The following is a 14,774-nucleotide window of genomic DNA, read 5'->3' as shown; positions in this document are numbered from 1 at the left end:
CCATAGCGAGTTGGTACCACCCCTTCCCATCCCGAACAGGACCGTGAAACGACTCCACGCCGATGATAGTGCGGATTCCCGTGTGAAAGTAGGTAATCGTCAGGCTCCTTCTGCCTCCAAACCCCCGCTAGCCTCAGCGCTACCGGGGGTTTGTGCTTTTAACGCCTCACAAAACACTCGCCGTCGAATCGCTGGCCTTCGTGCGCCGCATCCGCACGAGTTGGTCCAGCTCGCCGTTCGACCCGAAGAATCACTGGGGCCCGAGGTGCCAGGGGCTGTTTTGCTCTTCCATTAGCCAAGCGGAAATAGCGAACCGAGCACACCGCACGCGTGCTCGGCACGACGATCTTGAAAGTCACCCGCCCTCGGCCCAGCGCTCAACCAGCATCCATCGCCGAGCCCAGCGTTCGGAGCAAGCGCGCCCTAGCGTTGGATTCCCTCCGCCAGATACCGCTGCGCCAGCCGTACCCAGTAGGTCGTCCCCACAGGCAGCAATTCGTCATTGAAATCGTAGCTGGCGTTATGCAACATGCACGGCCCAGCGCCGTGGCCCGCATCGCGGTGCCCGCCGTCTCCATTGCCGAGGAATGCGTAGCAGCCCGGCTTCGCTTGCAACATGAACGCGAAATCCTCCGCCCCCATCGTGGGCTCGGTCCGAGGCTCCACGTTGTCGCTACCCACCACTTCGCGCATGACTTCGACCGCAAAACGAGTCTCATCGGCACTGTTGATAGTCGGCGGATAATTGCGGTGAAAGGTAACAGTCGCGGCACAATCGAATGCCGCCGCCGTCGCTTCCGCGATCTTCAGCATTTTCGACTCGATCATATCTAGCGTTTCAGTCGTGAAGGTGCGGACGGTGCCCGCCAGCCACGCATCGTCGGGAATCACGTTTACCGCATCGCCCGCATGAATCTGCGTAATCGACAAGACTGCAGTGTCGATCGGCTTCTTATTGCGCGTGATAATGCTTTGCAGCGCGTTTCCAATTTGAATCGCCGCAAAAACCGGATCGCGTCCATTGTGAGGCATCGCTGCATGCGCCCCGACGCCTTTTACGTCAATACGGAATTCGTTGCTCGAGGCCATAATCGGGCCTTCAGTCACGCCGAAGGTCCCGGCCGGCATACCCGGCCAGTTGTGAATGCCGAACACGGCATCGACAGGGAATCGTTCGAACAAGCCATCCTCTATCATGGCTCGTGCCCCGGCGCCTCCCTCTTCGGCCGGCTGGAAAATAAACACGATCGTACCGTCGAAGCCGCCATGCTCGGCAAGGTACCGAGCCGCTCCCAGCAGCATGGCGGTATGACCGTCATGCCCGCACGCGTGCATTTTGCCCCCGGCCTGCGAACGGTGCTCGAACGTGTTGAGTTCCTGGATTGGCAAGGCGTCCATATCGGCCCTTAGCCCGATAGACCTAGCGCCGGTTCCTCGCTGAAGGACCCCGACGACGCCGGTCTTGCCCAATCCGCGATGCACGCGCAGCCCCCACTTTTCAAGGCACTGGGCCACGAGATCGGCCGTGCGCGTCTCTTCATAGCGCAATTCGGGGAAGGCATGGATGCTTCGTCGCAGGGATTGGATTTCGTCTCGCGCGGCCAAGACTTCAGGTATGAGTTTCATGATGCGTTCGACTATGAAAGTGACGTTCGAGAAAATGGCGCTGCTGTCGCTACTATCGAACGAACCATTCTACGCCCATGTCCCCTGACGCCAATTTGGGCCGGGCCATCAAGGCAAAAGGACTAGAATGATCGCCCATTCCCTATGCATGACCGTCGTTCACGGACCGCCCTATGAATGCGCCCTTTGAATTCGCCCGCGCCGTTTGCCCTCACGATTGCCCCGACACCTGCGCGCTGCGCGTGACCGTCGCGGATGGCCGCGTCGTCAAAGTGACCGGCGATCCCGATCACGCGCCCACTCAGGGCGTGCTCTGCACGAAGGTCAGCCGCTATCCCGAACGCGTCCATCATGAGAAGCGCTTGACCGTACCGCTAAAGCGCGTCGGCCCCAAAGGCGCTGGCCGTTTCGAGCCGATCGGCTGGGACGAGGCGCTCGGCTATGCAGCCGAACGGCTCTCTAAAATTGCCCGCCGCGAACCCGAAGCTATCCTGCCGTATAGCTACGCAGGAACGATGGGCCTCGTGCAAGGGGAAAGCATCGCGCAGCGTTTCTTCCATAAGCTCGGGGCATCGCGCCTGGACCGCACGATCTGCTCGGCAGCAGGCATGGCCGGACTCAAATACACCTACGGCGGTTCGCTCGGCATGCATCTGGAATTTTTCGAGGAGAGCGAGCTCATCCTGATTTGGGGCGCCAACCCGATCACATCGAGCGTGCATTTCTGGACCCGTGCGCAAGAAGCGAAGCGGCGCGGCGCGCGGCTCGTCGCGATCGACCCTTATCGTTCCCTGACGGCCGAAAAATGTCACCAGCACATTGCGCTGCGCCCGGGCACCGATGGGGCATTCGCCCTAGGGATGATGAATGTGCTCATTGCCGAGGATCTGATCGATCATGCCTACATTGCGGCGCACACCGTCGGTTTCGAGGCGCTCAAGCACCGAGCGGCCGCTTATCCGCCGGCGCGCGTGGCGCAGATCTGCGGCATCGACGCCGCCGAACTGACCGACCTCGCGCGGCTCTATGGCAAGACCCGGAAGGCCGCCATTCGTCTCAATTACGGGATGCAACGCGTGAGAGGCGGCGGCAACGCCACACGCGCCATCGCGTGCCTGCCGTCGCTCACCGGCGCCTGGCGCGACCGCGCGGGCGGGTTGCTGCTGTCGTCCTCAGGTTGGACGCCATTCGACACGGCGGCCCTACAGCGGCCGGATCTGCTGCCCGGCTGGCCCGCCGAATTGCCGCGGATCGTCAATATGAATGCGATCGGCGATGCATTGCTGCATGAAGGCGACGCGGCGTTCGGGCCGAAGATCGAGGCGCTGGTCGTCTATAACTCCAACCCGGTCGCCGTGGCGCCCGATTCGGCCCGCGTTGCCGCGGGGTTCGCGCGTGAAGACCTATTCACCATCGTTCTTGAACATTTTCAGACGGATACCGCCGATTACGCCGATCTGGTGCTCCCGGCCACGACGCAACTCGAGCATTTCGACGTGCATCGCTCCTATGGACATACCTACGTCATGGTCAATCGGCCGGCGATCGCGCCAATCGGGCAAGCACTGCCGAACACGGAAATCTTTCGCGGTCTCGCGCAGCGCATGGGGCTGGACGAGCCGGCGCTCTTCGAAAGCGACGAAGCCATCGGTCGCAGCGCGTTTCGCTGGGACGACCCTGCACTTCAAGGCGTCGATTGGACGCGGCTGAACGAACAAGGCTGGGCTAAGCTGAACCTGCCCGATGCGCCGTTCGCGGAGGGTGGATTTCGCACGCCGTCGGGCAAATGCGAATTCGCGAGCGCGTTGCTCGAGCGGGAAGGACTGGATCCGCTGCCCGATTACGTACCGCCCCATGAGTCGGTCGACGGTTCGCCCGAACTCGCAGCCCGTTACCCGCTCGCGATGATTTCGCCGCCGGCGCGCCACTTTCTGAACAGCACGTTCGTCAACGTCGATAGCCTGCGCGAAAGCGAGCGCGAGCCGCATCTAGACATCCATCCGGACGATGCGGCGATACGCCGCATAGGCGAAGGCGATATGGTCCGAATCCGCAACGACCGAGGCGCTTTTCTGGCTCGCGCCCGCGTTTCGGATCGTGCGCGCGAAGGCGTGGTGGTCGGCTTGTCGATCTGGTGGAAGAAGCTCGCCCCAGATGGGTGCAACGCCAATCAAGTGACGAGCCAAGCGCTGACCGACCTGGGCGGTTCCGCGACCTTCTACGATTGTCTCGTCGAAGTCGAGCGTGCATCGGTCTAAATGTGGTGCAAGCGGTGTTCTTGAAGTTCGAGGTCGGTATCTAATTCGGTTGTTTCGGGCGATGCGACCGGCTAGGATGCGCCTTTTAGCACGACCATTCGAAAAGTTCAGGGAGACGCCACATGGAAAAAATCTGGTTGAAATCGTATCCGCCCGGCGTCCCAGCCGAAATCGACGCGTCGGCGTACACGTCGGTCGGCGAATTGCTCGAGGAGAGCTTCCGGCAGTACGGCGCTTCGCGCGCGTTCGTCTGCATGGGCAAGTCGATCACCTACGGTGAATTGGACACCCTGTCGCAGCAGGTGGGCGCATGGTTTCAAGCGAAGGGTCTTGCTCGCGGCGCGCGCGTGGCGATCATGATGCCCAACGTGCTCCAATACCCGGTCGTGCTGGCGGCCGTGCTGCGCGCCGGATATGTGGTCGTCAACGTCAATCCGCTCTATACGCCGCGCGAACTCGAGCATCAACTGAAGGACAGCGGAGCCGAGGCCATCGTTTTGCTCGAAAACTTCGCGGTCACGCTGCAGGCTGTCGTGCGCAACACGGCGATCAAACACGTCGTGGTCGCGTCGATGGGCGATTTGATGGGCCTCAAAGGGCATCTCGTCAATTTCGTCGTGCGTCGTATCAAGAAGATGGTGCCGGCTTGGGACCTGCCTGGCCACGTCAAATTCAACGACATGCTCGCGCAAGGTTCTCGTCTGTCGTTCGCCGCGGCAACGCTCACGCGTGACGACGTCGCTTTCCTGCAATACACGGGCGGTACGACCGGCGTAGCGAAGGGCGCGACGCTCACTCATGGCAACATCGTCGCGAATGTGCTGCAATCGGCGGCCTGGCACGAGCCGGCGCACTCGCTGCATCCTGAAGTGAAGCAGATCGTCAATGTGATCGCATTGCCCCTGTATCACATCTACGCGTTGACTGTGTGCGCGATGTTGACCATCCGCACGGGCGGGCTCGGGGTGTTGATCCCGAATCCACGCGATATCAAAGGCATGATCAAGCAGTTGCAGGGCTTTCCGATCAACACTTTTCCGGCCGTGAACACGCTGTACAACGCGATGCTCAATCATCCGGATTTCGGCAAGCTCGATTTTTCGAAGCTGATGGTGGCCAACGCGGGAGGCATGGCGCTGCAGGAGGCGGTGGCCAAGCGCTGGTACGAGCGTACGCATGTGCCCGTGATCGAAGGCTACGGCTTGTCGGAAACCTCGCCGAGCGCTTGCTGCAATCCGGTGACCGCCACCGAGTTCAGCGGCACGATCGGGCTTCCGATTCCCTCGACCGAAATGTCGATTCGCGACGACGACAACCACGAAATGCCGATCGGGCAGCCCGGTGAAATCTGCATTCGCGGGCCGCAGGTGATGGCCGGCTATTGGAATCGGCCCGACGAGACCGCCAAGGTGATGACGCCCGATGGCTTCTTCAAAACGGGCGACATCGGCATCATGGATGAGCGCGGCTATTTCAAGATCATCGACCGCAAGAAGGACATGATTCTCGTGTCTGGTTTCAACGTGTACCCGAACGAGATCGAAGACGTCGTGGCCAAGCATCCGGGGGTGCTCGAGGTCGCCGCCGTTGGTATTCCCGACGAGCACTCGGGCGAGGCGGTCAAGCTCGTGATCGTCAAGCGCGATCAGGCGCTGACGCAAGCCGACGTGATCGCTTTCTGCAAAGAGCAACTGACGGGTTACAAGCGCCCCAAGATCGTCGAATTCCGCACGGACTTGCCCAAGACGAACGTGGGCAAAATCTTGCGCCGTGAACTGCGCGACGCCAATACGGCGCCTGCGCAGGCGCCGGTGGTTCAGGAGCGCAGCGGGACCTAGCCGGGCCAAGGTCGGGGGCGGCAAAAAAGCCCGTGATGCACGGGCCGACGCCACACCCTATATGTGCGATACAACTTCGTCTAAAATGCACGATTAGCCGTCGTTTTGCTCGAATCCCGGCCCATGAGCGCGGGGCTCGCCAGAACGACGGGAGCGGCCGCACAGGAGCGCTTGACGGCGCTCGGCGCGGCTGCGCTGCACGGAGAGGCCGATGACGCTGGACGAGTTGATTAGCGAGTTTGACCGCGGGCTGCGATCGATTGCAGGCGTGAGCCGCATGACCAGACCCGTTCCCGAGCCGGCGCCGGCCGAGGCGGGAGCGCCGGCCCAGACCGAGATGACCCTGCCCGAGCGGGCTCATTCGGCTGCGCTCATGCGCGTGAACCATGTCGGCGAAATCTGCGCGCAGGCGCTCTATCAGGCGCAAAAGTTAGCCACTCGCTCGCCGGGGCTCAAGGCCGCATTCGAGCATGCCGCGAGCGAGGAGGAAGATCACTTGGCATGGACCGCCGCGCGGCTGCGCGAGCTCGATTCACGCCCGAGTCTGCTCAACCCCCTCTGGTACACTGGCGCGCTGGCGATTGGCTTCGCCGCCGGCTGCTTCGGCGATCGTGCAAGCCTCGGCTTCATGGCCGAGACGGAACGCCAGGTCGAGCGCCACCTGGAAGGGCATCTGCAGACGTTGCCGGAAGCGGACCGCCATTCACGCGCGATCGTCGAGCAAATGCGCGACGACGAACGGATGCACGGCCAATCCGCCACTGAAGCGGGTGGCGTGGAGTTGCCGCTGCCGGTCAAAGCGCTGATGCGGGCCGCGTCGAAAGTGATGACGCAAACGGCCTATTACATTTAACTTTGAAGTGGGAGCGGCGCGCTCGCGTCGCTCGACGATCCACCCTCGAATCCGTCCGCTTTTCATCCCACCTTTTCTCGCGGCACGCGTCGCCCGCATGGGCGCTCGCGGCGAGCTTCTCACGTATCACATTCACAACGTGCACTAGTTCATTCTTTTATAACGCTTTTCCATTTTCTCTCATTGCGTGAAGGGTTGCGCGTAAGTCCTTGTTCTTACAAACAAAATTCTCCGAAAAAACGGGTTTCTCCCTTGACCGGCCTGGGGCCTTACTCTAAAGTGGGAGACAGTGTGAGAAAGTGTATTTTTGTGGATTGTTCGGATCATTCCGGGCGATTTTCGAGGCTCGAGGCCTAAGGCTGCGAAGGGGAGAGAAACGGTGTTTCAAGGGGCGTCGGCGCTGACGCTCGATGCGAAGGGGCGCATGTCCGTGCCCTCTCGATATCGCGAGGCGCTGCAAGGCGAGGCACAAGGACGGGTGACGCTGACAAAGCACCCGGACGGCTGCCTATTGCTGTTTCCTCGTCCCGAGTGGGAAGTCTTCCGCGCCAAGATCGCCGCGTTGCCCATGGATGCGCATTGGTGGCGGCGCATTTTCCTCGGCAACGCCTCCGACGTCGATCTCGACAGCGCGGGACGCATCCTCGTCTCTCCCGAATTACGCATGGCCGCCGGCCTGGAAAAGGAAATCATGTTGCTTGGCATGGGAAGCCATTTCGAACTCTGGGATGCGCAGACCTATGCGGCCAAGGAACAAGCGGCGATGGCGCAGGGCATGCCCGAAGCGCTGAAGAATTTCACGTTTTGATCGCGGTTTGGAAATAGGGCGCTGCGATGGAAAACGAATTTCAGCATCGCACGGTGCTGTTGAATGAGGCGGTGGATGCGTTGATCACGCGCGCGGACGGCGTCTATGTCGACGGTACGTTCGGGCGTGGCGGCCACAGTCGCGCGGTGTTGGAGCGGCTTGCGCCAGGCGGGCGCTTGATCGCGTTCGATAAGGATCCGCAGGCGATCGCGACGGCGAGCGCGATTTCGGATCCTCGCTTCGAGATCGTGCATGAGAGTTTCGCGTCGTTGGCGCCTGCGCTGGCGGCGCGCGGGGTCGAGCGAGTCGCCGGCGTATTGCTCGACTTGGGCGTGTCCTCGCCGCAGCTCGACGATCCCTCGCGCGGTTTCAGCTTCCGCGCCGACGGCCCGCTCGACATGCGGATGGACCCGACGCGCGGCGAGTCCGCTGCGCAATGGCTGGCGCGAGCCAGTCAGCAGGAACTGACGGAGGTGATTCGAGATTATGGGGAAGAACGGTTTGCTGTTCAGATTGCAAAGGCGCTTGTTGCTCGCCGGGCAGAGTCCGACCGTCTTGGGCCTCTCGTCAGCACGGGCGAGCTTGCCGAAATCGTGGCTCGCGCAGTCAAGACCCGTGAGAAGGGCAAGGATCCGGCCACCCGCACCTTTCAGGCTATACGGATTCACGTCAATCAAGAGCTTGCGGAGCTGCAAGTCGTTTTAGAGGCGGCGTTGTCGTCGTTGGAGCAAGGGGGGCGGCTGGTGGTCATCAGCTTTCATTCGCTCGAGGATCGAATCGTGAAGCGATTCATGCAGGCGCATGCATCCGCGCCTGCGGTCGATCGTCGTTTGCCGATTCGCGCCGTCGATCTGCCTTCCGCGCCCATGAAGCTCGTTGGGCGCGTTTTCGCGAGCGCGCTCGAAATCGAGGCCAATCCGCGTGCCCGCTCGGCGGTCATGCGCGTCGCGGAGCGCGTCGCGCCATGAGCCGCCTCAATATCTTTCTGTTGATCGTCGTCCTAGGTTGCGCCCTCTCCGTCGTCAATGCCACGAATCAACAAAGGCAACTGTTCGTGCAACTCGAGCGCGCCCAGTCGGAGGAGCGGCAACTGCAACAGGATTACGCACAACTGCAATACCAACAGAGCGCGTTGTCCAAAACTTCCCGCATCGAGCAACTGGCCACGGCCACGCTGAAAATGCAACCGGCTTCGACCGGCGATACCCAGTTTCTGACGCTCGCGCCCGGTGCGAGCGTCGCCGAGAACGCGCCAATCGCCGTCATGCCGGCCAGCGCGCCCGCAGCACGCATTGCCAAGAGCCCCGCGCGCGCGCCGGCCAAGCCGCTTAGCTCGTCCGCCAATCGCGGAGGCGCGAGATGAAGCACGCGCCGAAGACGAAAAGCCTCACGTTCTCGTCGAGTCCGGTGCTATCGGTGCGGCTTCCGCTGTGGCGCTCCAAGCTCGTCGTCTTTTTATTGTTCATGGCGTTCGTCGCCTTGGCCGGTCGCGCATTCTGGATTCAAGGCCCGGGCAATGCCTTCTATCAGAAGCAGGGCGAAAGCCGTTACGAGCGCACGATCGAGTTGCCCGCCACGCGTGGCAAGGTGCTCGACCGCAATGGGCTCGTGCTTGCAACGAGTCTTCCCGTGCGTGCGATTTGGGCGATCCCAGAATCGGTCCCGGAAGATGTCGATCCCGCGAAGATCGCGGCGCTCGGCAAGCTGCTCGGCATGACGCAAAAAGAGCTGCGCACGAAGCTGTCCGAGGACAAGACGTTCGTGTACGTGAAGCGCCAGGTGCCGGTCGACGTTGCTGAAAAAGTCGCGGCGCTCGGCATTGCGGGCATCTACCAGCGCGAGGAATACAAGCGCTTCTATCCCGAAGGCGAAATCACCGCGCACTTGGTCGGGTTCACCAACGTGGAGGACGAGGGCCAGGAAGGCGTCGAGTTGAGCGACCAGAAAATCCTCGCAGGCACGCCGGGCATGCGCCGCGTGATCAAGGATCGCATGGGGCACATCATCGAGGACGTGGACGAGCAGGTCGTCCCTCACAACGGCAAGGATGTCGAACTCTCGATCGACAGCAAGATTCAGTACATCGCTTATTCGGACCTGAAGGCCGCGGTGGAGAAGTCGAAGGCGAAAGCCGGCGCGGCCATCGTCGTCGACGTGCGCACGGGCGATGTACTCGCGCTCGTCAACTACCCGACCTACAACCCGAACGATCGCTCTCGGCTTACGGGAGAGCAATTGCGCAATCGCGTGCTAACGGACGTCTTCGAGCCGGGCTCGATCATGAAGCCGCTAACCGTTTCGCTCGCGCTCGATTTGCACCGCGTGACGCCCAATACGCTCGTCGATACCGGCAACGGGCATTTCACGCTCGACGGCGCGACGATCACCGACGATAGCGGCTTCGGCGTTCTGACGGTGGGCGGGGTGATTCAAAAGTCGAGCAATATCGGGGCGACGAAGATCGCGATGACGCTCAAGCCCGAGGAAATGTGGAACATGTATACCAGCGTCGGGCTCGGGCAAGCCCCGAAGGTGGGGTTCCCCGGCGCCGTCGCGGGGCGATTGCGGCCTTGGAAGAGCTGGCGCCGGATCGAGCAGGCGACGATGTCTTACGGCTATGGCTTGTCCGTTTCGCTGTTTCAACTTGCCAAAGCCTACACCGCCATCGCTCATGACGGGCAACTGATGCCTCTGTCGATCTTCAAGACCGACGGGAGTCAGCCTCCTACCGGGCCGCAAATTTTCTCGCCGACCACCGCGCGCGAAGTGCGAACGATGCTCGAATCGGTCGTATCGACGGCAGGCACGTCGCCCGAGGCTGCCGTGCCGGGTTATCGAGTCGGTGGCAAGAGCGGCACCGCGTATAAGCACTCCGGACGAGGCTACGATCACTCCAAGTATCGCGCCTCGTTCGTCGGCATGGCGCCGATGCCCAATCCGCGCATCGTCGTGGCGGTTTCGATCGACGAGCCGACGGCTGGCAGCCACTTCGGCGGCTACGTCTCGGGCCCCGTATTCGCCGGTATCGCCGGGGATACCTTGCGCTCGCTGAACGTGCCGCCCGACATGCCGGTCAAGCAGCTCGTGGTCTCGGACGACGCCGGCAAGGCAGCGGGCGCGGCGCCTTCGAACGCGGCCGCGCCCGCGTCCGGAAGGGCCTTGACCGTATCGGCCGATATGCGTGCGCATCCGGGAGTGATCCGATGAGCATGCCGAACCTCGACGATCGTATGCGCAGCCAAGTGGACGATGCGCTCGCTTGGCTGCGTCTGCACGCGCTCCCGGGCGCGCAGATGCATGGCGACTCGCGCACGCTCGGCGCCGGCGACATCTTTGTCGCGTACGCTGTCGACGGCGCCGACAGCCGGCCGCACATCGCGGCGGCGCTCTCGCGCGGCGCCGGCGCGCTCCTGTACCAACCGGAAGGGTTTGCGGGCAACGTCGACCCGGCGCGCGCGCTCGCCGTGCCGGGCCTCGATCAATTGGCCGGCGAAATCGCGGGCGGATGGTACGGCGCGCCGAGCGAGTCGATGCGCATGTTCGGCGTGACCGGAACGAACGGCAAGACTTCGTCGTCGCAATGGATCGCCGCCGCGCTCACCGCGCTGGGCGAGCCGTGCGGCCTAATCGGCACGCTCGGCACGGGCATGTGGGGGCAGTTGGTTCATACCGGCTTTACGACGCCGGATGCGCCGCAAACCCAGCGCTCCCTTGCGCAGTTGGTTGCCGCCGGGGCGCGCGCGTGCGCGATGGAGGTCTCCTCGCACGCGCTGCATCAAGGTCGCGTCAATGGCACGGCGTTCGATATCGCCGTGTTTACGAATCTCACGCAAGATCACCTCGACTATCACCATACGTTCGAGGCATACGAGGCGGCGAAAGCGAAACTGTTCGATTGGCCGACGCTCAAGACGGCGGTCATCAATCGCGACGATGCCGCCGGCCGGCGTCTGATTGCCCGCACGCAGCCGCGATTGCCGACGATCGCCTACGGCATCGGCGTTGCCAGCGACGCCCCGAGCGCGCACGCCGCGCTCGTCGCGACGAACGTGCGAGCGACGGCGACCGGAACGGCGTTCCATCTGTCGTCGGATTGGGGCGTCGCCGATGTCGAAGTCGGCACCCTCGGCGAATTCAACGTCAGCAATTTGCTCGGCGTGCTCGGTGCGCTGCTCGCGGCGGACGTTCCGCTCTCCGATGCGCTCGCCCAGCTCGCGAAGCTCGAGCCGGTCAACGGCCGCATGCAGCGCCTCGGCGGCCGCCTGGCGAACGACGAACCGCTCGTCGTGGTCGATTACGCTCACACGCCGGATGCGCTGGAAAAAACGCTGGAGGCGTTGCGGCCGATCGCCCAAGCGCGCGCAGGCCAGCTCGTTTGCGTGTTCGGCTGCGGCGGCGATCGTGATTCGACGAAACGCCCGCTCATGGGCGCGATTGCGGAGCGGCTCGCGGACGTCGTCGTCGTGACCAGCGACAACCCGCGCAGCGAAGATCCGCGCTCGATCATCGATCAGATCGTGCGTGGCATGCGTCATGGCGAGAACGCGCGCTGCATCGAAGACCGTGCGAACGCGATCTTGCATACGGTGCGCGGTGCGGCGCGCGAGGACGTAGTCGTGCTGGCGGGCAAGGGGCACGAAGCAACACAGGAAATCATGGGCAAAAAGCGCGTCTTCTCCGACCAGGATCACGCTCGCCTCGCATTGGGCGCGCGGGCCACGCATTCGCGCGGAGGCGAGCAATGACGATGTTCTCGCTGAACGAAGCCGCTCGATGGATCGATGGCGCGACGCTGCGCGGCGACGGCGCCGTCGCGATCGAGCGCGTGTGCACCGACAGCAGAACGGCCGGACCCGGCGATCTGTTCGTCGCGCTCAAAGGCGACCGGTTCGACGCCCACGATTTTCTGTCGGAGGTCGCGGCGCGCGGCGCTAGCGCGGTGCTGGCCGCGCATTTGCCCGACGATTGGACGGCCCCGGCGCTTCTCGTGCAGGATACGCGCGCGGCGCTCGGCGCCTTGGCGCGCGGTTGGCGCCGGCGCTTCACGATGCCGCTCGTCGCCGTGACGGGCAGCAACGGCAAGACGACGGTGAAGGAGATGATTTCGTCGATCTTTGCGCAAGCGGCTGGCGAAACGGGGCGGCTCGCCACGGCGGGCAACTTCAACAACGACGTCGGACTGCCGCTCACGCTGCTGCGTTTGAGCGATGCGCATCGGCTCGCGGTCGTCGAACTCGGCATGAACCATCCGGGCGAGACCGATGTGCTGGCCCGGATCGCGTTGCCCACGATCGCCGTCGTCAACAACGCGCAGCGCGAGCATCAGGAATTCATGGCGACGGTCGAGGCCGTCGCGCTCGAACATGCGAGCGTCATTCATGCGCTGCCTGCGGACGGCGTCGCGGTGTTTCCGCTCGACGATGCCTACGCCGGCATCTGGCGCGTCGCGGCGACAGGGAACCGTATCGTCGATTTCGCGCTCGAAGACGCTTCGCGCGCTGGGCAAACAGCACGTGCGGCCGTCACGGGCGTGCTGGCAGGCAGCCGTTTGCAAGTGCGCACGCCGATGGGCGCGTTCGAAGCGACGTTGCAGGCGCTCGGCGAGCACAACGCGCGCAACGCGCTGGCAGCCACGGCGGCGGCGGTGGCGGCCGGTGTGCCGCTCGATGCGATAGCGCGCGGGTTGGAAGCGTTCGCGCCGGTCAAGGGGCGGCTGCAAACGAAGCGCGCCACGGCCGGTGCGCTTGCCGGCGCCACGGTCATCGACGACACCTACAACGCGAATCCCGACTCGATGCGCGCTGCGATCGACGTGCTGGCGGCGCGCGCCGCACCGCGGGTGCTCGTAATGGGCGATATGGGCGAAGTGGGCGAGAACGGCCCGGAGTTTCATCGCGAGGTAGGAGCCTACGCGCGCGAGCGCGGCATCGACGCGCTGTGCTCGCTCGGCGAGGCTGCGCGCGAATCGAGCGCAGCCTTCAATGCGGGCGGGCCGCTCTCCGGCGCGGGCGGCGCTCGTCATTTCGACGACGTATCCGCGCTCGTCGAGCACCTGCTGCAAGCGGGCTTTGGCGCGAGCGCGACGGTGCTCGTGAAAGGCTCGCGCTTCATGCGGATGGAGCGCGTCGTCGACGCGCTCACCGTGACGCAACCACCCCACGCGTCGGGCGGCTCGCCCGGCGCGCATTGAAAGAAGGACGAGCATGCTGCTGGTGCTGGCGCAATGGCTGCAGAACGACGCAAGCTTTATGCGCGTATTCGGCTATCTGACGTTTCGTGCGGTGATGGCGACCATCACCGCGCTCGTGATCGGGCTCGTGTGCGGGCCCTGGGTGATTCGCAAACTGGCCGAGATGAAGGTGGGCCAGGCAGTGCGCACCGACGGGCCGAAGACGCATCTCGTCAAATCGGGCACGCCGACCATGGGCGGCGTGCTGATCCTGATCGGCATCGCGGTGTCGACGCTGCTGTGGGCCGATTTGACGAATCGCTTCATTTGGATCGTGATGCTCGTGACCTTTGGCTTCGGCGTGATCGGCTGGGTCGACGATTATCGCAAGGTCGTCTACAAGGACCCGCGCGGCATGTCGTCGCGCGAAAAGTACTTCTGGCAGTCGGTGATCGGCATTTTTGCGGCGGTGTACCTCGCCTTCAGCGTGTCGGAGGCGAACAACGTGCGCGTGTTCGACTTGTTCATGGCGTGGGTGCGCAGCGGCTTGTCGATGGGGCTGCCGGCGCGCGCCGATTTGATGCTGCCGTTTCTGAAGTCGATCAGCTACCCGCTCGGCGTATGGGGTTTCATCGCGCTGACCTACTTCGTCATCGTCGGCGCGAGCAACGCCGTGAATTTGACCGACGGTCTCGATGGTCTCGTGATCATGCCGGTCGTGCTCGTCGGCGGGTCGCTGGGGGTCTTCGCCTATGTCATGGGCAGTTCGGTCTATTCGAAGTATCTGCTGTTTCCACATATTCCGGGCGCGGGCGAACTCTTGATCTTCTGCTCCGCGATGGGTGGGGCCGGGCTCGCATTCCTCTGGTACAACACGCATCCCGCGCAGGTGTTCATGGGCGACGTCGGCGCGCTCGCGCTCGGCGGCGCGCTCGGCACGATCGCGGTCATCGTTCGGCAAGAAATCGTGCTGTTCATCATGGGCGGCATTTTCGTGGCCGAGACGCTGTCGGTGATGCTGCAGGTGGTTTGGTTCAAATACACGAAGCGGCGCTACGGCGAAGGGCGGCGCATCTTCAAGATGGCGCCGCTGCATCACCACTTCGAGTTGTCGGGGTGGAAGGAGACGCAAGTCGTGGTGCGCTTTTGGATCATTACGTTGATGTTGTGCCTCGTCGGCCTGTCGACGCTGAAGCTGCGCTGATGCAACGCAAACACAAGG

The 14,774-nt window shown here is 63.3% G+C and carries 11 protein-coding genes and 1 rRNA gene; 11 read left to right on the top strand and 1 reads right to left on the bottom strand.

Going from position 1 to position 14,774, the window contains the following annotated elements; translation table 11 throughout:
- A 5S ribosomal RNA gene (gene rrf, locus QQS38_RS10865) occupies positions 1 to 105 on the top strand; the annotation flags it as partial.
- A 318-nt stretch (positions 106 to 423) separates the two neighbouring features.
- Here the strand turns inward: rrf and QQS38_RS10860 are convergent.
- Positions 424 to 1,626, bottom strand: coding sequence for a M20 aminoacylase family protein (locus tag QQS38_RS10860; RefSeq protein ID WP_479645359.1), 1,203 nt, complete (start codon positions 1,624 to 1,626; stop codon positions 424 to 426).
- A gap of 173 nt (positions 1,627 to 1,799) precedes the next feature.
- Here QQS38_RS10860 and QQS38_RS10855 point away from each other — a divergent pair, with 173 nt between their 5' ends.
- From QQS38_RS10855 to mraY, 10 genes are all read left to right on the top strand, one after another.
- Positions 1,800 to 3,884, top strand: coding sequence for a molybdopterin-containing oxidoreductase family protein (locus QQS38_RS10855; RefSeq protein WP_479645358.1), 2,085 nt, complete (start codon positions 1,800 to 1,802; stop codon positions 3,882 to 3,884).
- Positions 3,885 to 4,006: 122 nt separating this feature from the next.
- On the top strand, positions 4,007 to 5,722 hold the full coding sequence (locus tag QQS38_RS10850; protein WP_479645357.1) for a long-chain-fatty-acid--CoA ligase: 1,716 nt from the start codon (positions 4,007 to 4,009) through the stop codon (positions 5,720 to 5,722).
- Between the two features lie 211 nt (positions 5,723 to 5,933).
- Positions 5,934 to 6,575, top strand: a complete 642-nt coding sequence (gene coq7 / locus QQS38_RS10845) for a 2-polyprenyl-3-methyl-6-methoxy-1,4-benzoquinone monooxygenase (protein WP_479645356.1) — start codon at positions 5,934 to 5,936, stop codon at positions 6,573 to 6,575.
- A gap of 379 nt (positions 6,576 to 6,954) precedes the next feature.
- Positions 6,955 to 7,383 carry a division/cell wall cluster transcriptional repressor MraZ gene (gene mraZ, locus QQS38_RS10840; RefSeq protein WP_277429247.1) on the top strand — a complete coding sequence of 143 codons (429 nt, stop codon included), beginning with the start codon at positions 6,955 to 6,957 and terminating at the stop codon, positions 7,381 to 7,383.
- A 26-nt stretch (positions 7,384 to 7,409) separates the two neighbouring features.
- Complete coding sequence (gene rsmH, locus QQS38_RS10835) at positions 7,410 to 8,351, top strand: 16S rRNA (cytosine(1402)-N(4))-methyltransferase RsmH (protein ID WP_479645355.1); 942 nt, start codon at positions 7,410 to 7,412, stop codon at positions 8,349 to 8,351.
- Entirely contained in the window at positions 8,348 to 8,746 is a 399-nt protein-coding gene (gene ftsL, locus QQS38_RS10830; protein ID WP_479645354.1) for a cell division protein FtsL, read from the top strand. Before rsmH ends, ftsL begins: the two co-directional genes overlap by 4 nt.
- The gene (locus QQS38_RS10825; protein ID WP_479645353.1) at positions 8,743 to 10,590 is read left to right on the top strand and encodes a peptidoglycan D,D-transpeptidase FtsI family protein; all 1,848 of its coding nucleotides are present in this window, start codon (positions 8,743 to 8,745) and stop codon (positions 10,588 to 10,590) included. The genes ftsL and QQS38_RS10825 overlap by 4 nt, the downstream gene beginning before the upstream one ends.
- Positions 10,587 to 12,128 carry a UDP-N-acetylmuramoyl-L-alanyl-D-glutamate--2,6-diaminopimelate ligase gene (locus QQS38_RS10820; RefSeq protein ID WP_479645352.1) on the top strand — a complete coding sequence of 514 codons (1,542 nt, stop codon included), beginning with the start codon at positions 10,587 to 10,589 and terminating at the stop codon, positions 12,126 to 12,128. Before QQS38_RS10825 ends, QQS38_RS10820 begins: the two co-directional genes overlap by 4 nt.
- Positions 12,125 to 13,573, top strand: a complete 1,449-nt coding sequence (locus tag QQS38_RS10815) for a UDP-N-acetylmuramoyl-tripeptide--D-alanyl-D-alanine ligase (protein WP_479645351.1) — start codon at positions 12,125 to 12,127, stop codon at positions 13,571 to 13,573. Before QQS38_RS10820 ends, QQS38_RS10815 begins: the two co-directional genes overlap by 4 nt.
- A gap of 13 nt (positions 13,574 to 13,586) precedes the next feature.
- On the top strand, positions 13,587 to 14,756 hold the full coding sequence (gene mraY, locus QQS38_RS10810; RefSeq protein ID WP_479645350.1) for a phospho-N-acetylmuramoyl-pentapeptide-transferase: 1,170 nt from the start codon (positions 13,587 to 13,589) through the stop codon (positions 14,754 to 14,756).
- The last annotated feature ends 18 nt before the right edge of the window (positions 14,757 to 14,774 follow it).

It is taken from the genome of Trinickia sp. Z7 (assembly GCF_056498045.1).
Note: the sequence above shows the minus strand (reverse complement) of the source record. Positions and strands in the feature narration are given on the sequence as shown.

Bases quoted from the DNA above. Each gene is read 5' to 3' on its own strand.
- QQS38_RS10860 (WP_479645359.1), bottom strand. From the start codon at position 1,626: ATGAAACTCATACCTGAAGTCTTGGCCGCGCGAGACGAAATCCAATCC.
- QQS38_RS10850 (WP_479645357.1), top strand. From the start codon at position 4,007: ATGGAAAAAATCTGGTTGAAATCGTATCCGCCCGGCGTCCCAGCCGAA.
- QQS38_RS10825 (WP_479645353.1), top strand. From the start codon at position 8,743: ATGAAGCACGCGCCGAAGACGAAAAGCCTCACGTTCTCGTCGAGTCCG.
- coq7 (WP_479645356.1), top strand. From the start codon at position 5,934: ATGACGCTGGACGAGTTGATTAGCGAGTTTGACCGCGGGCTGCGATCG.
- rsmH (WP_479645355.1), top strand. From the start codon at position 7,410: ATGGAAAACGAATTTCAGCATCGCACGGTGCTGTTGAATGAGGCGGTG.
- QQS38_RS10815 (WP_479645351.1), top strand. From the start codon at position 12,125: ATGACGATGTTCTCGCTGAACGAAGCCGCTCGATGGATCGATGGCGCG.
- QQS38_RS10820 (WP_479645352.1), top strand. From the start codon at position 10,587: ATGAGCATGCCGAACCTCGACGATCGTATGCGCAGCCAAGTGGACGAT.
- QQS38_RS10855 (WP_479645358.1), top strand. From the start codon at position 1,800: ATGAATGCGCCCTTTGAATTCGCCCGCGCCGTTTGCCCTCACGATTGC.
- mraY (WP_479645350.1), top strand. From the start codon at position 13,587: ATGCTGCTGGTGCTGGCGCAATGGCTGCAGAACGACGCAAGCTTTATG.
- ftsL (WP_479645354.1), top strand. From the start codon at position 8,348: ATGAGCCGCCTCAATATCTTTCTGTTGATCGTCGTCCTAGGTTGCGCC.